The sequence below is a fragment of the Mesorhizobium sp. 2RAF21 genome, from assembly GCF_052115345.1.
Taxonomy (GTDB): Bacteria; Pseudomonadota; Alphaproteobacteria; order Rhizobiales; family Rhizobiaceae; genus Mesorhizobium; species Mesorhizobium terrae.
In genome coordinates this window covers 216,208-234,096 of sequence record NZ_JBFRGM010000009.1, presented here as the reverse complement: position 1 = coordinate 234,096, position 17,889 = coordinate 216,208, and the positions used below count along the sequence as shown (strand labels likewise).

General features: G+C 59.9%; 18 protein-coding genes. 15 read left to right on the top strand and 3 right to left on the bottom strand.

Features of this window, described 5'->3' with window-relative positions:
- Positions 1 to 10: 10 nt before the first annotated feature.
- The 10 genes from AB4136_RS16745 to AB4136_RS16700 all read left to right on the top strand — a co-directional run bounded on the left by AB4136_RS16745 (position 11) and on the right by AB4136_RS16700 (position 10,669).
- The gene (locus AB4136_RS16745; RefSeq protein ID WP_441931452.1) at positions 11 to 463 is read left to right on the top strand and encodes a cobalamin B12-binding domain-containing protein; all 453 of its coding nucleotides are present in this window, start codon (positions 11 to 13) and stop codon (positions 461 to 463) included.
- The gene (gene meaB, locus AB4136_RS16740; protein ID WP_441931451.1) at positions 460 to 1,461 is read left to right on the top strand and encodes a methylmalonyl Co-A mutase-associated GTPase MeaB; all 1,002 of its coding nucleotides are present in this window, start codon (positions 460 to 462) and stop codon (positions 1,459 to 1,461) included. The genes AB4136_RS16745 and meaB overlap by 4 nt, the downstream gene beginning before the upstream one ends.
- A complete protein-coding gene (locus AB4136_RS16735) occupies positions 1,458 to 3,149 on the top strand; it encodes a methylmalonyl-CoA mutase family protein (protein ID WP_441931450.1) in 1,692 nt (563 codons plus the stop codon). The genes meaB and AB4136_RS16735 overlap by 4 nt, the downstream gene beginning before the upstream one ends.
- 10 nt (positions 3,150 to 3,159) lie before the next feature.
- On the top strand, positions 3,160 to 3,909 hold the full coding sequence (locus AB4136_RS16730) for an enoyl-CoA hydratase/isomerase family protein (RefSeq protein ID WP_441931449.1): 750 nt from the start codon (positions 3,160 to 3,162) through the stop codon (positions 3,907 to 3,909).
- Positions 3,906 to 5,546, top strand: a complete 1,641-nt coding sequence (locus AB4136_RS16725) for an AMP-binding protein (RefSeq protein ID WP_441931448.1) — start codon at positions 3,906 to 3,908, stop codon at positions 5,544 to 5,546. The genes AB4136_RS16730 and AB4136_RS16725 overlap by 4 nt, the downstream gene beginning before the upstream one ends.
- Positions 5,547 to 5,567: 21 nt before the next feature.
- Entirely contained in the window at positions 5,568 to 6,593 is a 1,026-nt protein-coding gene (locus AB4136_RS16720) for an AraC family transcriptional regulator (protein WP_441931447.1), read from the top strand.
- Between the two features lie 133 nt (positions 6,594 to 6,726).
- Positions 6,727 to 7,500 (top strand): 3-hydroxyacyl-CoA dehydrogenase, encoded by a 774-nt coding sequence (locus tag AB4136_RS16715; protein ID WP_441931446.1) that lies wholly within the window; start codon positions 6,727 to 6,729, stop codon positions 7,498 to 7,500.
- A gap of 26 nt (positions 7,501 to 7,526) precedes the next feature.
- Positions 7,527 to 8,717 carry an acetyl-CoA C-acyltransferase gene (locus AB4136_RS16710; protein WP_441931529.1) on the top strand — a complete coding sequence of 397 codons (1,191 nt, stop codon included), beginning with the start codon at positions 7,527 to 7,529 and terminating at the stop codon, positions 8,715 to 8,717.
- 138 nt (positions 8,718 to 8,855) lie between these two features.
- Positions 8,856 to 9,974, top strand: coding sequence for a branched-chain amino acid ABC transporter substrate-binding protein (locus AB4136_RS16705; RefSeq protein WP_441931445.1), 1,119 nt, complete (start codon positions 8,856 to 8,858; stop codon positions 9,972 to 9,974).
- Between the two features lie 467 nt (positions 9,975 to 10,441).
- The gene (locus AB4136_RS16700) at positions 10,442 to 10,669 is read left to right on the top strand and encodes a hypothetical protein (protein ID WP_441931444.1); all 228 of its coding nucleotides are present in this window, start codon (positions 10,442 to 10,444) and stop codon (positions 10,667 to 10,669) included.
- Positions 10,670 to 10,786: 117 nt separating this feature from the next.
- On the opposite strand, the gene AB4136_RS16695 is transcribed toward AB4136_RS16700, so the two are convergent.
- Genes AB4136_RS16695 through AB4136_RS16685 form a run of 3 tightly spaced genes read right to left on the bottom strand, consistent with a single transcriptional unit; the run spans position 10,787 to position 12,626 of the window.
- On the bottom strand, positions 10,787 to 11,482 hold the full coding sequence (locus AB4136_RS16695; protein ID WP_441931443.1) for a thermonuclease family protein: 696 nt from the start codon (positions 11,480 to 11,482) through the stop codon (positions 10,787 to 10,789).
- Positions 11,479 to 12,021 (bottom strand): thermonuclease family protein, encoded by a 543-nt coding sequence (locus AB4136_RS16690; protein ID WP_441931442.1) that lies wholly within the window; start codon positions 12,019 to 12,021, stop codon positions 11,479 to 11,481. The genes AB4136_RS16695 and AB4136_RS16690 overlap by 4 nt, the downstream gene beginning before the upstream one ends.
- On the bottom strand, positions 12,018 to 12,626 hold the full coding sequence (locus tag AB4136_RS16685; protein WP_441931441.1) for a hypothetical protein: 609 nt from the start codon (positions 12,624 to 12,626) through the stop codon (positions 12,018 to 12,020). The genes AB4136_RS16690 and AB4136_RS16685 overlap by 4 nt, the downstream gene beginning before the upstream one ends.
- 200 nt (positions 12,627 to 12,826) lie before the next feature.
- Between AB4136_RS16685 and AB4136_RS16680 the strand changes: the two genes are divergently transcribed.
- The 5 genes from AB4136_RS16680 to AB4136_RS16660 are packed head-to-tail and all read left to right on the top strand — an operon-like array spanning position 12,827 to position 17,882.
- Positions 12,827 to 13,714 (top strand): lytic transglycosylase domain-containing protein, encoded by an 888-nt coding sequence (locus tag AB4136_RS16680; protein WP_441931440.1) that lies wholly within the window; start codon positions 12,827 to 12,829, stop codon positions 13,712 to 13,714.
- Positions 13,715 to 13,726: 12 nt separating this feature from the next.
- Positions 13,727 to 14,077, top strand: coding sequence for a TrbC/VirB2 family protein (locus tag AB4136_RS16675; RefSeq protein WP_441931439.1), 351 nt, complete (start codon positions 13,727 to 13,729; stop codon positions 14,075 to 14,077).
- A gap of 2 nt (positions 14,078 to 14,079) precedes the next feature.
- Complete coding sequence (locus AB4136_RS16670; protein WP_441931438.1) at positions 14,080 to 14,379, top strand: type IV secretion system protein VirB3; 300 nt, start codon at positions 14,080 to 14,082, stop codon at positions 14,377 to 14,379.
- A gap of 9 nt (positions 14,380 to 14,388) precedes the next feature.
- Positions 14,389 to 16,803: a VirB4 family type IV secretion/conjugal transfer ATPase gene (locus tag AB4136_RS16665; protein WP_441931437.1), complete on the top strand. Its 2,415-nt coding sequence runs from the start codon at positions 14,389 to 14,391 to the stop codon at positions 16,801 to 16,803.
- An 11-nt stretch (positions 16,804 to 16,814) separates the two neighbouring features.
- A complete protein-coding gene (locus tag AB4136_RS16660) occupies positions 16,815 to 17,882 on the top strand; it encodes a lytic transglycosylase domain-containing protein (protein WP_441931528.1) in 1,068 nt (355 codons plus the stop codon).
- The last annotated feature ends 7 nt before the right edge of the window (positions 17,883 to 17,889 follow it).

Genomic DNA, 17,889 nt, shown 5'->3' with positions numbered 1-17,889 from the left:
AGAAACGAGCATGGCAGGCCAAGATTCCAACCCCGGGGCGGATGCCGAACTGCATTCGCCTGGCACCATTCGGGTGCTTGTCGCTAAGCTCGGGTTGGATGGCCATGACCGGGGCGCGAAGGTCGTCGCCCGTATACTGCGGGATGCCGGGATGGAGGTCGTCTACACAGGCCTCTACAAATCACCGAACGAGGTCGTCAACGCGGCAATACAGGAAGACGTTGATGTCATCGGGGTCAGTCTTCTGTCGGGCTCCCACGTTCCGCTGTTTAGAGAACTGGGACGTTGCCTCCGGGAGCAGAAAGCCGGGCACATTTTCGTTGTCGCGGGCGGCGTGATTCCGGAGCAAGACTACGCCGCCTTGTCGGAAAGCGGCGTCGATGCAATCGTTCCGCAGGAGGCACGGGCCGATCTGATTGTCACAACAATCAGGAACTTGATCGCAGCCCGTGGTCGCATATGAGCGCGCACACCTCTTCGAGACAGGCAAAGCGCGCCGCCTACATACCCTCGATTGAGCTTTTGCCCGATGTCCTTGCTGGCAGCGTTCTGGCCATTGCCCGGATGATTTCACGCGCCGAAGGCGGATATGCAGAGGCTTCGGAAGCCCTGGCGGAGATTTACAAGCACACTGGCAAGGCGCACATCGTCGGCATCACCGGCGTGCCGGGCGCCGGCAAGTCCACGCTGGTCTCTTCGCTTATCAAGGCCTTCGCCTCGGACGGATACAAGGTCGGGGTCATTGCCGTCGATCCGAGCAGCCCGTTTTCCGGTGGCGCAATTCTTGGCGACCGTGTGCGGATGAACGATGCAGCACAGTCTTGCCAAGCCTTCGTCCGAAGCATGGCGACGCGCGGCCATCTTGGCGGCCTGGCCCGTTCGACCCTTCAGGCGGTCGATGTTCTTGATGCGGCCGGATACTCGCCAATCATCATCGAAACCGTCGGCGTCGGCCAGGACGAGGTGGAGGTCGTGACGGCGGCACACACCATCGTGGTGCTGTCCGCTCCCGGACTTGGCGACGACATCCAGGCGATCAAGGCCGGCATCCTGGAGATCGCGGACATACATGCCGTCAGCAAATGTGACAAACCGGAGGCGGCGGCCGCGGTTTCGGCCTTGAAAGGCATGATGGCCCTCGGAACGATCAAGGCGAACTCGGGCTGGAATCCCCCAGTCCTTCCAGTCAGTTCGGTTTCGGGCGAACGGATCGGCAATCTGAAAGAGGCTATCGGCAGGCATTGGATGCATTTGCAGGAAAGCGGCGAACTGGCTGACCGCCAGCGCAACATTTGCAAGGCGCGGATACTCGGCACCGCCAGGCACCTTTTCCAGCACAAGTTCAATGAGAAAGCCGACGAGCTCGAGAAACACATTCAGGCAGTGGTGAACAGGGATGTCGATCCGTCCGTGGCCGCTCGCTTGTTGCTGGGTTGGGAGGGTGAGGTGTGGGTGACATGAATCTGTTCTCGGGGCAGGCTATCGACGACATTCGGGAAAAGCAGGCCGAGTGGGAAGACAATGAACTCGCGACTGCCTTGAAGAGCAGGCCCGAGGAGAAGCCGGCATACGAAACGGAATGCGGGATTCCGCTGAAGCGGATTTATACCGCGGCCGATGTCGCGGATATCCCCGCGAGTGACCTGGGCTTCCCGGGCGCCTATCCGTTCACGCGCGGCGCCTATCCCACGATGTACCGTGGGCGGCCCTGGACCATCCGGCAGGTTGCAGGCTTCGGCAATCCGGAAGCCACGAACCAGCGCTACAAATACATGATCCAAACGGGCCAGACGGGGCTCTCGACCGATTTCGATCTCCCAACGCTGCTTGGTCTGGATTCTGACAACCCAATGGCCTTCGGCGAAGTGGGGCGCGTTGGCGTCGCAATCGACACGATGGACGATGTCGACCGCCTCTTCGACGGGATCGACCTTGAAAAGATCTCTGTTTCCCTGACCATCAACCCCTCTGCCTGGGTGATCTATTCAATGTTCGTCGCCGTCGCGGAGCAGCGCGGCTATGACCTTCACAAGCTGACCGGGACGCTGCAGGCGGACCCGCTGAAGGAATACGTCGCCCAGAAGGAATGGATCTATCCGGTGCGGCCGGCCGTCAGGCTGCTGCGCGACCTGATCATGCACTGCGCCAGGTCGACGCCGAAGATGAATCCGATCAGCCTGAGCGGATATCACCTGTCCGACGTGGGCGGGAATGCGCTTCAGGAGATCGCGTTCATCATGGCCTTTACGATCGCATATTGCGAAGAGGTCATCGATGCCGGCATGAATATCGACGACTTCGCCCCCAGGCTGTCGTTCTTCTTCATCAGCCACCAGGATTTCTTCGAACAGATCTGCAAGTTCAGGGCGGCCCGGCGCGTCTACGCCAAGATCATGTCCGAGCGGTTCAACGCCAAAAAGCCGGAATCCATGCGTTTGCGGGTGCATGTGCAGACCGCGGCGATGAGCCTCACGAAGGTCGAGCACCACAACAATCTCATGCGAACTGCCATCCAGGCGCTCGGTGCGGTGCTGGGCGGCTGTCAGAGCATGCACACCAACGGTCTCGACGAGGCCTTTGCCATCCCGACCGAAGAAGCGATGAAACTGGCCATCCGCACCCAGCAGATCATCCGCGAGGAAATCAATGTGACATCCGTGATCGATCCTCTCGGCGGCTCGTACTTCGTCGAGCGCCTGACCCGGGACATGGAGACCGAAATCTGGAAAGTGTTGGACGAAGTGAATGAACGCGGCGGCGCGATCAAGTTGGTCGAAGAGGGATGGTTCCAGCAGAAGCTGGCCGACTCGGCCTATGCGACCTTCAAGAAGATCGACAGCGGCGAGAAGATCTCGGTCGGTGTCAACCGCTATGTCGATGACACCAGCGGTTCCGCCGAGGTTCACATCCACCCCTACGACGACCAGTGCACCCAGTTGCAGATCGACCGCTTGAACGCGGTGCGGGCAAACCGGGATATCAGCCGCGTACAGCATCTTTTGAAAGAGCTCGCCCAGCAGGCCTCGTCCGACGACATCAACCTGCTGCCGAAGACAATCGAGCTCGTGAAAGCAAGAGCGACGCTGGGCGAGATTTGCAGCGCGCTGCGAGACGTCTGGGGCTCTTACGCCGAACCAATGATCGTCTGAGGAGGATATCATGACAGAAGCAGTCATTTCCAGCAATGACGGGTCTATCGCCTGGGTCAAACTGAGCCGGCCGGAACGGCTCAACGCCATGAACAGGCAGCTTGTCGACGAGCTCGCCGAGGCGCTGGCGCGAGCCGAGGCGGATCAAGCCACGCGGGTCATCATTCTCCACGGCGAAGGCCGAGCCTTCTGTTCCGGAGACGACCTCAAGGATCTTGACGCTCAGACCGTATCGGAGGCTGCCACGCAAGCCTGGGTCGAAGCGATCCAGGGCGTCACCCTGCAGATCATGCAATCGAGAAAGATCGTCATTGCCGCCGTGCATGGGTGGTGCGTGGGCGGTGCCCTCGAATGGGCCATAAACTGCGACTTCCGCTTGTTTGCCGACAACACCCGCTGGTTTTTCCCCGAGGTGACCTATGGGCTTTTCGTGACCGGCGGCGTGACCGCGCTGCTGACGAAGCAGGTCGGACCGCAGGTCGCCAAGGAGCTGATGATCCTGGGCGAGCGTCACGACGCCAGGAAGGCGGTCGAGGTCGGGATCGCATGGAAGCTCGTCGCTGAGGCCGAGTTACTCGACGAAGCAAGAAAGCTGGCTCTCACGATCGCTGAGCGTCCCGCGAGCGCGGTGTCCGACATCAAGCACGCCATCAATGAAGGGTTTCATTCGTCCCTCGCGGACGCAATGGCGCTCGAGACCAGGGCCACGGTCAGCGGCTTCCTGTCTCCCGAGGCGCAGGCAAGAGCGAAAGAGTTTTGACCGCCCCCATGTCAATACGCGAAGTCTTATCCCCTTTTTACATCCCCGGGAAGCAAGAGGGTGACCTTGAAAACCGGGTCCTTCCCAAGATCCTGCTGAGGCAAGCCGAGCAGCTCGGAGCCAAGAAATTCATCGAAGTCTGCGGGCGTTCCGCAAGCTTCGAGGAAATGCTGCACATTTCCAGCCAGTTGGCTCGCGGTTTGCGCAAGCTGGGCGTCAACCGATCGAATCGCGTGGCGATGCTGCTGCCCAATTGCTTCGAACTCGTCGCAATGTGGTTCGCGGCATCCAAACTAGGCGCGATCGAGGTGCCCAGCAATCCCGGCCTGAAAGGCGACCTGCTCTGCCATAACCTGAACAATTGCGGTGCGGAGGTGCTGGTTACAGACGCCAATGTGCTTGCGGAACTCGCCAAGGTCCAGGACAACCTTCCAAACCTGCGGACGCTTATCCTCGTGGGAACCGATCCGGTCGAGGCCCGCACGGCAGGCGTCAGGATCGGCCGTATTGTCCGTTTTGAAGAATGCCTGGCGCCGCAGCCGGACTTCGATCTGGTCGATGTCCACTATTCCGATCCGATGGCTATCCTTGATACGTCCGGCACGACCGGTCCCGCCAAGGGCACGTTGATGTCTCACCATCATTGCTATTCTTGGGCAGCGGCGATGGCATCCAATCTGGGCTACACAACCAGCGACAGCTATTTCTCGCCCTTGCCGCTTTTTCATACCGACGCGCAGATGTTCGGCGTGCTGCTTCCCTTGATCTACGGCACGCAAACGACGCTGGTCGACGGCTTCAGCGCATCACGATTCTGGGATCAGGCCCGCGCGAGCGGCGCCACGGCGACAAATCTGCTGGGCGCCATGGCCGTCATCCTGATGCGCGCGCCGCAGTCGGAGAACGACGGCGGCAACCCTGTCAGGGTGTGCCAGTGCATTCCCATGGTTCCCGACAAGGAAACCTTCGAGCGCCGTTTTGGCATGCAGCTTGTTACGGGCTACGGACAGACGGAAACCAGTTTTGTGACGTTGGACAAGGTGGACGAAACAAGGCCGGGTTCGTGCGGCCGCCCCCATCCGGACTGGGAAGTCGCGATCGTCGATGAGAACGATAGGCCCCTGCCGCCTGGCACATTGGGTGAAATCGTATCGCGCCCGCATAAAAGCTGGAGCATGTTTTCCGGCTACTACCGCGCCGATGCAAAGACGGTGCAGACGCTCAGGAACCTCTGGTATCATTCCGGCGATGCCGGTTTTTTGGACGAAGACGGCTGGCTCTATTTCAAGCACCGCCTCAACGAGGCGATCCGGCGCCGGGGCGAGAACATTTCCGCCTATGAGGTGGAGACGGTTGCCGAGAAACACCCAGACATCGTTGAAAGCGCTGCTTTCGGGATTCCGTCGGAATTGACGGAAGAGGACATCATGGTTGTCGCTCAGCGGAGAGCAGGTTCAACCCTGGAATCAACTGGCCTGCTCGATCACTTCAGGGAACTGGCGCCCCGCCATATGGTTCCGCGCTATATCGAGATTACCGATGTCCCACTACCGAGAACACCAACGGAAAAGGTCGCTAGGAACACCTTGCGGCAACGAGGTGTAAGCGCTGCCACGTTTGATCGGGGACCGCACTAGCGCGAGGTCGGAGTGTTGGCGATGGAACGTCGAATGATCGCTCCCTGTTTCATGGACGATACGCTCGAATGCCTTCGCCGCCACAACGTGCAGATCGAGCCTTTGTTGGCCCAAGTGGGGCTGCCGCCTGTTATTACCGAGCCGATCTCCGCGGAGCAGTACGGCGCCCTCTGGCATGCCGTGTCGCGGACCATGGACGACGAATTCTTTGGCGAAGGCGCGCGGCCGATGCGGGCGGGCAGCTTCGCTCTGCTGTGCCACGCGCTTCTGACGACCGAAACGCTGGAGCATGCGTTGCGGCGAGGCCTGCGGTTCCTGCGCGTCGTCCTTGACGATCCTCACGGCGAACTGATTGTCAGGAATGGGTTTGCCGAAGTTACTTTGAAGGATGCCGGCCCGCTGCGATCGGCCTTTGCTTATCGTACATTCTGGATCATGGTCTATGGCGTGAACTGTTGGCTGGTGGGCCGGCGCCTCCCGATCCGCTGGGTCGATTTCAAATGCAGCGCGCCACCCACGGGAACCGACTACCATCTGTTCTTCGGCGCACCTGTGCGGTTCGATCAGCCAGAGAGCCGTCTTGTCTTCGACGCCGACGTGCTGAAGCTACCGGTTGTCCGGGATGCGTGCGCATTGCGGGAATTTCTACGCTTGGCCCCAGCCAATATTCTGGTGCGTTATCGCCATAACGAGGGGCTTTCCGCCATCATCCGTGGATGTCTCCACGCGACGGCTCCCTCTGCGTGGCCGAGTTTTGAAATCCTCGCCGCAGGCATGCGCATGCAAGCGCCGACCTTGCGCCGCCGACTGCAGTCGGAGGGTCAGAGCTATCGCTCCATCAAGGATGAAATGCGCAGGGCTCTGGCCATGGAAGCTCTGCTTGGTGGAAATCGAAGCGTGGCCGATCTGGCCGCCGATATCGGCTTTTCCGAACCAAGTGCCTTTCATCGGGCATTTCACAAATGGACCGGAAAAAGTCCCGCTTCGTTTCGTCGGGAGGCTGCCTTCGGACTCAATGTCCAGGACAATTCGTCCCAACTTCTGTGACGAAACACGCGTGGAACACACCTAGAAGCAAACATTGCAAAATCGATCACCAAATCTGCGTGCTTCGGTCATCGTATGCCGCTTTGCTTCATTGCAACATGTCCTGGTAAGAAATCAATCTCGGACGTGGATAATGCAAATCAAGGACAAAGTTTTTTTGGTTACCGGTGCCAGTTCCGGGTTGGGCGCAGCGGTCACGCGTATGTTTGCGGATGAGGGTGCAAACGTACTCGCAATAGACGTGAACGCCGCGGCAGGCGAAAAAATCGCTGCGGAGCTGGGCGGCAGTGTGCGTTTTCAACGGGCCGATGTCACGAGCGAAGCTGACGGTGCCGCAGCCGTAAATTTAGCCAAGAGTACGTTCGGACACATTCATGGTCTGGTGAATTGCGCCGGTGTCGCGCCGGGCGAAAGGGTCGTTGGGCGAGACAAACCGCACGGCCTCGAAAGCTTTGCACGCACGGTTGCCATTAATCTCGTCGGCACCTTCAACATGTTGCGCCTGGTCGCCGATCTTATTGTGAAGGGAGAGCCCGACGCCGATGGTGATGGCGAACGAGGGGTGATTGTCAACACGGCCTCGGTTGCAGCATTCGATGGGCAGATCGGCCAGGCAGCCTATGCAGCATCAAAGGGTGGCGTCGCCGCGCTTGCACTTCCAGTCGCCCGGGAACTGGCTCGCTATGGCGTACGCGTGGTCACCATCGCCCCGGGTATCTTTGAAACACCCATGATGGCCGGCATGCCGCAGGCGGTCCAGGATGCTCTCGGCGCGAGCGTACCGTTTCCGGCGCGCCTTGGTCGTCCGGACGAGTACGCCAGCCTGGTGAAGCACATCTGCGAGAACAAAATGCTGAACGGCGAGGTCATCCGCCTGGACGGCGCGCTGCGTATGGCGCCGCGTTGATCCCGCACGAGCAGGAGGGCGGCCGCATGAGCACTCGTGATCCAGTGGTTATCGTCGGGGCTGCCAGGACGCCAGTTGGCGGGTTTCAGGGGGACTTCAAGGATGTCGCCGCCGCTAGACTAGGAGCGGCCGCCGTCCGCGCCGCCCTGGAACGGTCCGGGGTCGACATGGAGCTCGTTGACGAGGTCCTGCTTGGCTGCGTTCTGACCGCGGGTCAGGGACAGGCGCCCGCGCGCCAAGCAGCCCTTGGCGCAGGCCTGCCGGTGGGCGTTGGCGCCACGACCATGAACAAGATGTGCGGTTCCGGCATGATTTCGGTCATGCTCGCCCACGATCTTGTCGCCGCAGGATCCGCAGCCACCGTCGTAGCCGGCGGCATGGAAAGCATGACCAATTCGCCTTATCTGCTCGATCGAGCACGCTCTGGCTATCGCATGGGGCACGGCAAGATCGTCGACCATATGTTTCTCGATGGCCTGGAAGACGCCTATGACAAAGGGCGGCTCATGGGAACCTTTGCCGAAGACTGTGCGGAAGCCTACCAATTTACCCGCGGCGCCCAAGATACATTTGCCCTCGCCTCCCTTGAGAAGGCAAGGAAGGCCATCATCGACGGGAGCTTCCTCGAAGAGATCGTTCCGGTCACGGTCACGGAGGGCAAGGACGAGCGCGTCGTCGGCGAGGACGAGCAGCCAAAAAAGGCCAGGATAGATAAGATTCCAACGCTGAGACCTGCCTTCCGAGAGGGCGGTACGGTAACGGCGGCGAATTCTTCGTCGATCTCGGACGGCGCTGCGGCACTCGTCCTTATGCGCCGTTCGGAAGCCGACCACAGGGGCGTTACCCCGCTGGCGGCAATCCGTGGCCATGTCACCCACGCACAGGCAGCCAATCTCTTCACGACCGCGCCTATCGGTGCCATCCGAAAGCTCTGCGGGAAGATTGACTGGGACCTTGGGGACGTGGATCTCTTTGAGATCAATGAGGCTTTCGCCGTTGTGCCCATGGCAGCGATGCGCGACCTCAACCTGCCGCCAGATAAGGTGAACGTTCATGGCGGCGCGTGTGCGCTCGGCCATCCGATCGGCGCGTCGGGCGCACGTGTGATTGTCACTCTCGTTTCCGCACTCCGAAAACATCGCCTGAAACGCGGAATTGCATCGGTCTGCATCGGCGGTGGCGAGGCAACTGCGTTGGCCGTTGAACTCATGTCTTGAACGGCCCGGCGGAGCTTTTGGCGCCGCCGGACAGGGAACATCCGCGGCGCCGATCTCAATCCGTCAGCTTTATGCGCCATGTGTGGGCATCGTATCAAAGCATCGATCAACGCCCACAATGCTAATGGGAGCCATCATATGAAAAAATCTCTCTTGTCCGCAGTTGCCATGACCGCGCTCGTAGCGCTCAGCGGCAACGTATGGGCCGACATTTTGATCGGCGTCGCCGGTCCGCTTACCGGTCCGAACGCCGCCTTTGGCGCGCAGTTCCAAAAGGGTGCTGAACAGGCCGCTGCGGACATCAATGCAGCCGGCGGCGTACTCGGCCAGAAGATCAAAATCCAGGTCGGAGACGACGTTTCCGATCCACGGCAGGGCATCTCGGTCGCCAACAAATTCGTCGCCGATGACGTCAAGTATGTGGTCGGCCACTTCAATTCGGGCGTATCGATCCCCGCCTCGGAAGTCTATGCCGAGAACGGCGTCCTGGAGATATCGCCTGCATCAACCAATCTGCAGTACACTGAGCGTGGCCTGTGGAATACCTTCCGCACCTGCGGTCGCGACGACCAGCAGGGCAAGGTCGCCGGCGACTATATCGCCGCGAACTTCAAGGACGCCAAGATCGCCATCGTCCACGACAAGAGCCCATACGGACAGGGACTCGTCGACGTGGCGAAGAAGGTGCTGAATGCCGATGGCATCACCGAAGTGATGTATGAAGGCATCAACATCGGCGACAAGGATTTCTCAGCCCTCATCGCCAAGATGAAGGAGGCCGGTGTCACCTTGATCTACTTCGGCGGCCTGCACACTGAAGCCGGCCTGATCATGCGCCAGTCGGCCGATCAAAGCCTGAAGGCTACCTTTTTCTCAGGCGATGGAATGGTGTCGAACGAATTGGCTTCGATCGCTGGTGACGCCGTTGTCGGCACGCTGAACACATTCTCACCGGACCCGCGCAAGAATCCGGCAGCCAAGGATCTCGTCGAGAAGTTCCGCGCGTCCGGTTTCGAGCCGGAAGCCTATACCCTCTACTCCTATGCGGCGGTGCAGATTGTTGCTGCCGCCATCAACAAGGCGGGTTCGGTCGATGATGCCAAAAAGGTCGCTGAGACGATCAAGGCAAGCGGACCGTGGCCGACCGCTATCGGCGACATTAGCTATGACGCAAAGGGCGACATTACTCGGCCGGACTACGTTATCTACGAATGGAAGAAGGATGAAAACGGAAAGCCGACCTATTCCGAAAAATAAGAACTGAGGGTCCAAGGATCACTTACAAGATGCCCGGAGTCATAGCCGAGCCTCTTGTAAGTATAGAACAATGTCGAAGATTCCCCGGCAATTGCACGCATGCAGAAGAGAGTCTAAGTCGTCTACGGGCTCCACCTCCAGGGACACTATTCCGGTTGTCTTGTGGCTGAGCTGCCGCTAATCCAGATTTCGGCGATGCGATGGCGAAGGTCGAGCTAGAATTATGCAACGATGCGGGCTGGCGGCTTTGCATGGATCAGTTCTGGCATTGAAGCAAAGAGCTTCACGAATACGCACCTAGGCAACAATGAAGTTGGTCCCGATTTTTTATATTGTTTAGGTAGGGAGCGGGCGTGTGTAATATCTGTATTAGTGATCTACAGCATTGGCCGTCTAACGACTTGAAGGGACTAATCGAATCCCACAAGCATTTACTTGTAAAACTTACGAAAATCAAGCAGAAGGAAATGACCACTATAGCGCACCGCAGCCGCTATTACGCTACGGTGATCGACGAAAGGCACCTTAGAAAATGCATCATTAACTTTGTACCGGACAATCGTCCGGACGCCATCATCAAGATGGCATACCTTTTTGGCTTAATTGCCACAATTTCCATCTATATTACCGATGAAGAGTTGAGAGAACTGGCTATGTCAATTAAGCCCTTCAAAGACACCTCCTACTCTCGGTAACGAAATATTTCTCCGCCGGGCGAAGAAACGTATTTCTTGAAGGAACGCAGCGCTTCGGCAACCTCGGCATGGCGATCCACTTCCCTGTTCTTGTACCGAGCAAACTTGTGATGACGGCTAACGGTCGGTTCGTTTTGGCTTCTTGCGCGCCTCGACAAACCGCGGAGAAATCTCACTTTCGCGCTCGCTGAGCAGGTTGAAGTCGGCGATCGGCTTGCGCGAAAGCGTGGTGTCGACCGCCTTGCGGCGCCACTCATCCATGTCGAGGACGTAGGTCGCCCACATGCCGTAACGTGCGGCCACCGCGTGGCGCTGTCGGGTGAGGTACGCGGGATTGACGGGATAGGGCGTTGCGACACGCGCCCATCCAACTCGCAGCATTTCCAGGGCAAGATCCGTCCCTCTGACAGTGCATCGCGCGAGGGGCGCACCGTCGCTGTCGTATGCCACGAAGTCACAGCGGACGATCGAGCGACCGATCGTCCGCTTCAGCCAGGCCTTGGCCAGAGGCCCACAGGGCACGGGTGGCGGAGCCTTGATCCGATCGCGTTCGTTCCATTTCGGATCGAAGGCCCACTGTGGCAGTTCGCAGGAATCAATGTCGAGGAGGCGGACCTTTGCGGCATACTCGGGAAACCACAGCGTGCGCCCATCCATGACGGCGACGCGACCGCGATAGACACCTGTCACCGCAGGCGCCACAGCTTCACTGCGACGTTGCAAAGTCCAGTTGGTGGTCACGTCGGCCGCAACGGCTGGCAGGACCAGCGTCGCGCTGAGAGTGAGGCCGGCTGCCATCCCGGAAAGCCTCATTGCCCGGCCTCCCGAGCCCTCTCGTTCGCCGCCCGTGACAACAGGATCGAGGGATGTTGCACGTCGTCGAACTGCCAAAGTCCGGCGCGGCCTTCTCGCGCCTTTTTCTCGACCACCGCGTAAGGCGCGTGAAAAGGCATTCCGCCGGCGTCGAGGGCCGCGAATGCAAATCCACTGGCGATGAGAATGTTGGCAAGGTCTAGCCGCTCGCGACCAATCATGGCGTAACAGGCAACAAAAGTGGTGTCGGCGCTTTTGGCTACGGGAGCGCAGACCGGGCTGGTGTCCCGGATGTAAGCGGCAAGCATGGCAAGCGACGCCTCTCCACAATCCCGCTTCTCCCCGGAACGATCTGTGTAGGCTGTTCCGCGTAGGCAGGATTGAACGCCGTAGAGTCGGTAGCGCCATCCTTCTGCAATCCAGGTATCACCGGTTTCGAGCGTCACGCCGGGCTGAAGGTCGAAATATCCCTGAGGTGCCGCTTCCGCCCATCCGCCAGCAAAGGCCAGGGCGGCAGCGCAGAGAAAGGCCGTTCTCATTGGCCCTTGATCCTTGGGTCAGCCCACATGCCGAAACCGGCCTTGCCGATCTTCTCCGCATCGACAAGGTCGGGACGCATGGGAGACCCGTCCGGCTTGCTGGAAATCCTGAGGGCGCCAAGTGCGAGAAGCTGCTCCTCGAACATGTCGATCGTGTCGAGGCTGCCGGGATAGTTGTAGTAGCCGTAGCAGGTGGCGTCCTGCCTCGGCGCGTTTTGCTCGCTGACGAACGCTCGGCAGAAAATCACCTTCGGCGACTGCAGCATGATTGCGAGTTGCTGCTGCGCGAAGTCGGTGCATAAGCCTGCGAAATTCTCGGCTTTGTTGACCATCTCGCCCTGGCACGGCTCGAGCCCGTAGAGATGCAGGACGGTCTTGTCGTTGACCCTGATGTCGGTTGGCGCGGATGCCTTGAAGCCTGTGGCCGAGGCATACCCCTTGCGCTCGCCGACCTTGCCCCGACCGTCATAGTACTCGATGACCAGCACGGTTTTTCCGGGCGCCGCCAGGGACCTGATGTAGTTCTGATCGATCTCCCCGACGGCAAACGCGGGCAGCGTGTACAAGCCAACGCTGAGTAAAGTCGCGACGGTTCGCTTCGTCATCTTGGCCTCGTATCGCCGGCTCCGGCAACATGCCCTTTTTGGATAGGCGATTTTGGCTTTTCGTATCATGAAAATCGGTGTATCGCTAGTCCAATACGGTACAGCGCACTTGAAGATTTTATGCTGCACCCGTGGTGACCTCAACACCCGACTTGGGGATGGATGCGGCTATGCAAAGGGTTATGAGGCAGATTGGGGCGGTGTCGACGCTGGTTGCGGCGGGTCTGATCGCCAACCATGCGAAGGGTCAAGATTCCTCTCAGGATGAGCCGTTCATTCCGAAATACGTGGACTCTTCCGCGGCGAGTAACGCCAACGACAACGTTGTGAAGGGCGTTTTCGAGCGGCGGTGGGATACGACAAGCGTCGAGTACGTTCTCGATCCAGATGGAAGGCTGGCACGGCCCAACGCTAGGGCGAAAGCTGCTTCCAAAGGGAAGCAATTCGGTGCCTTTGATTCGCTGTCGGATGTCTCCGTAGCGTCCCGTAACTATATCATTACGGATATCTACGGCGGCGGTGCGTGGCCGCTATCGACTTCGTCCGACCCGGTCGACCGCAACGTGTCCGAATGCGGACCCTCTCCAGTCGAACCGGCCGGCATCAAAGCGTTGGTCGAGGAAGCGGCAAACCGGCTTGGTGTCGACCCCGGCTTCGCGGTGGCGATCGTTGCTACGGAAAGCGATTTCGATCGCGACAGGAACTCTCCGAAAGGGGCGCGCGGCCCGATGCAGCTGATGCCGGCAACGGCCGATCGGTTCGATGTCGAGGATGTCTGTGACCCTGCCGCCAACATCGACGGCGGCGTCCGATATCTGCGAACGCTTCTCGACGAATTCGGCAATCCGCTCCTCGCCGCCGCCGCTTACAACGCCGGCGAGAAACGCATCTACGAGTATGGCGGCATACCGCCGTTCGCCGAGACCGTGAGCTACATCGCGAAAGTCGTCAATCATCAGCTTGGACTTTCGATGCCAGCCGCCAGGAAGGCGAGGGCACCACGTGTCGCCGACGATGCAAGGGGTGAGGTTGGTGTCATCGCACCGAAAAAGACCGGATCCTTCGTCGCCGGTGTGATGCATTTTTGAAAGGAGTGGGACATGAACCAGGCAGTGCTTCGATCCTGGAACAGGCGAGCAATTCACTACGGCATAGCTGTCGGCATTCTGTTTGCAGTTCAGGTGGCCGGAGCCGACCTTGCTTTTGCTCAAAGCGGAGGCGGAAGCGGTGCCTTTGCGCCGTTGCAGACCGCGGTCCAGATGATCGTCGACTTCATCACCGGTCCCTTCGGCAGGCTCCTCGCGATCATTGCCGTCATCGGTCTCGGTTTTCTTGCCTTCGCCGGAAGGCTTTCCTGGTTCACCGCCGGCGCGGTCGTGATCGGGATGGGTCTTGTCTTTGGCGCGCCGGCAATCGTCGACCAGTTGATCGCCGCAGTCGGGAACAACTAGTCATGGCCGATCATGTCGATGAACGTCCCGCTCTCACGCCCCTCGTCATCGGGTTGACACGATCGCCGACGCTGTGGGGCGTCCCCTATATGGCGATCGTCATCATCATCGGACTAAGCATCATCGCCTGGCTGGTGACCTACACATTCTGGTCGCTGCTGGTGGCGCCGCTCAGCTACCTCTTCCTGTTCTCGCTCTGCACTTGGGACAGTCGCATCCTTGACGTCCTGCAGGTCGTGACGCGCAAAACCCCTCGAACGCGCAACAAGGTCTTTTGGGGCGCCAACTCTTACGGCCCGTAGGAGAAAGCGATGCTTAAGGTCGTCAGGGAAGAGCTGGGCTTCGGCAGGGTCGCGCACAACGAGCGGCCGATGGCCACGCATATCCCCTATTTGCGTCACGTATCGGACATGGTGATTAACCTCGAAAGCGGGGCGCTCCTGTCGGTCATCAAGCTCAATGGCCTGTTCTTTCAGACGGAGGATCAGGCGGAGCTCAATATGCGCTCGGTCGTGCAGAACACGATGATCCGCGCGCTCGGATCGAGCCGGTTTTCTCTCTGGTCGACAGTCATCCGGCGACAGGTCGAAACCGAATTGGAGGGGTCGTTCGACGATCCCTTCTGCGACCTCCTGAACCGTCGCTATATGGGTGAGCTGCGCAAGAAGCGCATGTTCACGAACGAGCTCTACCTCACCATCGTGCGATCCAGCATGCGTGGTGCGCTCGGCACGGGCGAGACCGTCAAGCGGCTGCTGGATCGAACGGGCGGCCGCGCCGTCCAGGACGAGAAGCTTCGGGAATCCGTCACCGAGCTCGAAGACCTGGTCGGAAACATCACCAACGAGCTTCAGAAGTATGGCGCACGCGCCCTTGGCATCTCCTATCGGAATCGCGAGCCATACTCCGAGCCCTCGGAATTCTTCAACACGGTCCTGACCTGCGGAGTTCCACGTCGCATGCGCCTGCCGCGCATGGGGCTGCGCAACTATGTCGGCACGTCCCGGCTGCATTTCGGCAAGCGGACCATGCAGGCCCAGGCGGCGATCGACGAGGAAAACCGCTTCGGTGCCATTCTGTCGGTCAAGGAATACCCTCCGTTCACCGGACCGGGGATGCTCGATGGCCTGCTGCAGGTCAACCACGAGTTCATCCTGACGCAGTCATTCACGATTGCCGACAAGCCGATTGCGATGGAACGCATCTCTCGGCTGCAGCGGCAGATCGCGGCGTCCGACGAGGCGGGCAGTTCGGTCGAGACCGACATAGACCATGCCCTGAACAGCCTCATGAACCAGGAAGCGGTGTTCGGCTTCCATCACCTGACGCTGCTTTGCCTTTCCCGTGACCTCGACGGCGTCAGCAAGTCGGTTTCCGAGCTCGGCGCGTGCCTCACCGACATGAACATCAACTGGGTGCGTGAGGACGTGAACCTTGAGGCGGCGTTCTGGGCCCAGCTCCCCGGCAACCACAGCTACATCGCCCGCAGCGCGATGCTGTCTAGCGCCAACTTTGCCGGCCTTTCGTCGATGCACAATTTTGCGACGGGCCAGATCGACCGCACCCATTGGGGTCTGCCGATCACTATCCTCGAGACCACGTCGCAGACGCCCTACTGGTTTAATTTCCATCGACGCGACATCGGGCATTTTCTGGTCACTGGCCCCACCGGCTCCGGCAAGACCGTGGTGCTGGCCTTTCTTCTGGCGCAGGCCTTGCGAATCTCGCCGGCGCCGAAAGGCGTCTTCTTTGACAAGGATCGCGGCGCTGAAATCTTCATCCGCGCGATCGGCGGCGACTATGAGGTGCTGACGCCCGGAACGCCGACCGGGTTCAACCCTCTTCAGCTGGAGAACACCGCGCCCAATCGCGAGTTCCTCCTGCGCCTCCTGAAGGCGATGCTGCGGCCGGCCAACGGACAGACATTCCGCCAAGAGGAGGAAGACACGCTTGAGCGGGCAATCGCTCGGGTTTGCCAGGAGCCGGTCGCTCAGCGCACGCTCGCCAATCTGGCAGGTCTCCTGGTCGGGCGATCTCGTGCCGACGCGAACGATCTGCATTCTCGTCTACGACCTTGGATCGAGGGTGAGAAGGCGTGGCTCTTCAATGCGCCGCACGACGTCTTGTCCTTCTCGGGACGGCGGGTCTTCGGCTTCGACATGACCAACATCATCGGTAACGAGGATCTGCGCGCTCCGGCCCTGATGTACATCTACCATCGGCTTGACGAGCTTCTGACCGGCGACCCAGTGATGTTCTTCATGGATGAGGGCTGGCAGCTCCTCGCCGACGAGACATTCTCGAGCTACATCGTCGACAAGATGAAGACGATCCGCAAGCTGAACGGGATCGTCGGTTTCGGAACGCAATCGGCGGCCGACATCGCGCGGGCCAAGGTCTCGCACACGCTGATCGAGCAGTCCGGGACAAACATCCATTTTCCGAACCCACGCGCCGACGAGGAAAGCTACATCCGGCGCTTCGGACTGACGGTGAAGGAATTCAACTTCATCAGGAACACGCCACCCGAAAAGCGCACCTTCCTGATCAAGCACGGCAATGACAGCGTCATTGCGCGCCTCGACCTGTCGGCCATGCCCGATCTCGTCAAGGTCCTCTCCGGCCGCAAGGAAACGATTGAGGAGTGCGAGGCGCTCCGAGCACGCTTTGGCGATGAGCCCGAGCATTGGCTGGCAAGATTCTGCGGATGGGAGGTGGAGCAATGAGGCTGTGGCTCATGGCAATTATCACCGGCCCTGCACTTGCCATGGCTACGCCGGTGCTCGCCGACATTCCCGTCAAGGATCGGACGGTGCTCGACGAGCGCGAGGAGCGGGACGAAAAGACCTCGGAGATCGAGACGGTCGACAAGGATCGCTTCACCGTCAACAAGAGCATGACGTGCTCGATGTATCGTCCAGGCCGCAAGGACGATCCGGTCGGAGCGGCCAACGCAAACCCGGAAATCGCCGGACTGGTCCGCCGCATCGCCCGTGAGGAAGGCGTCAACGAGAACGAATTCCTGGCGCTCGTCTATCAGGAAAGCCGTTTCAACCCTTGCGCAAAATCTGGCGCCGGCGCCATCGGGCTCGCCCAACTGATGCCCGGCACGGCCGACGACCTCGGCGTCAATCCGTACAACATCGAACAGAACCTTCGGGGTGGCGCACGCTATTACAAGCAGCAGCTGAAGCGCTTTAACGGCAACGTCAATCTGGCGCTCGCGGCCTATAATTCAGGACCAGGCAACGTCAACAAATACCGCGGCATCCCGCCCTTCAAAGAGACGCAGGGCTATGTCCGCAACATCACCCAGAAATGGCTTCCCGCTTTCGGCGGCTCCGACAAGGGCGCGATTCCGCTGAACTTCGGTGGCGGCGACACAGCCTATACCGGCATGCGTGATTCCACCCTCAACGCCATGGCGGCATCGAGCGCCACCGGCGAAAGCCTCGGCAACGTCGCCTCCTGGCTCGAGCAGCTGGCGGCCATGCAAAGCGGAACGATCCACGACAGCTGGGATCACAATTCCGCGGCGCGGAACTCCAATCTCGAAATGATCAACGCAGCGATCCGCATGGGCACGGCGATGGCCGACCTGATCAACTCGCGCAATGCCGTCACCACATCGGGCCTGTCCGGCTCCTCGCAGACAACCGACTTTCCGGATCGTGATGACGATCCACATGAGACCACTGGCCTCTGCGATGTGCGCGCGGGTTTGGAGTGGGATGCTGAGGCAAAGGCCTGCGTCGAGAAACGCGAGCAGGAATCCGAGGTTCAGCTGCTTCTTGAGACGCAATGATGGAGAG

Coding starts and splice junctions, on each gene's coding strand:
- AB4136_RS16735 (WP_441931450.1), top strand. CDS start 1,458: ATGAATCTGTTCTCGGGGCAGGCTATCGACGACATTCGGGAAAAGCAG.
- AB4136_RS16745 (WP_441931452.1), top strand. CDS start 11: ATGGCAGGCCAAGATTCCAACCCCGGGGCGGATGCCGAACTGCATTCG.
- AB4136_RS16730 (WP_441931449.1), top strand. CDS start 3,160: ATGACAGAAGCAGTCATTTCCAGCAATGACGGGTCTATCGCCTGGGTC.
- AB4136_RS16670 (WP_441931438.1), top strand. CDS start 14,080: ATGGCCGATCATGTCGATGAACGTCCCGCTCTCACGCCCCTCGTCATC.
- AB4136_RS16685 (WP_441931441.1), bottom strand. CDS start 12,626: ATGACGAAGCGAACCGTCGCGACTTTACTCAGCGTTGGCTTGTACACG.
- meaB (WP_441931451.1), top strand. CDS start 460: ATGAGCGCGCACACCTCTTCGAGACAGGCAAAGCGCGCCGCCTACATA.
- AB4136_RS16720 (WP_441931447.1), top strand. CDS start 5,568: ATGGAACGTCGAATGATCGCTCCCTGTTTCATGGACGATACGCTCGAA.
- AB4136_RS16710 (WP_441931529.1), top strand. CDS start 7,527: ATGAGCACTCGTGATCCAGTGGTTATCGTCGGGGCTGCCAGGACGCCA.
- AB4136_RS16705 (WP_441931445.1), top strand. CDS start 8,856: ATGAAAAAATCTCTCTTGTCCGCAGTTGCCATGACCGCGCTCGTAGCG.
- AB4136_RS16695 (WP_441931443.1), bottom strand. CDS start 11,482: ATGAGGCTTTCCGGGATGGCAGCCGGCCTCACTCTCAGCGCGACGCTG.
- AB4136_RS16665 (WP_441931437.1), top strand. CDS start 14,389: ATGCTTAAGGTCGTCAGGGAAGAGCTGGGCTTCGGCAGGGTCGCGCAC.
- AB4136_RS16690 (WP_441931442.1), bottom strand. CDS start 12,021: ATGAGAACGGCCTTTCTCTGCGCTGCCGCCCTGGCCTTTGCTGGCGGA.
- AB4136_RS16675 (WP_441931439.1), top strand. CDS start 13,727: ATGAACCAGGCAGTGCTTCGATCCTGGAACAGGCGAGCAATTCACTAC.
- AB4136_RS16700 (WP_441931444.1), top strand. CDS start 10,442: ATGACCACTATAGCGCACCGCAGCCGCTATTACGCTACGGTGATCGAC.
- AB4136_RS16715 (WP_441931446.1), top strand. CDS start 6,727: ATGCAAATCAAGGACAAAGTTTTTTTGGTTACCGGTGCCAGTTCCGGG.
- AB4136_RS16660 (WP_441931528.1), top strand. CDS start 16,815: ATGGCAATTATCACCGGCCCTGCACTTGCCATGGCTACGCCGGTGCTC.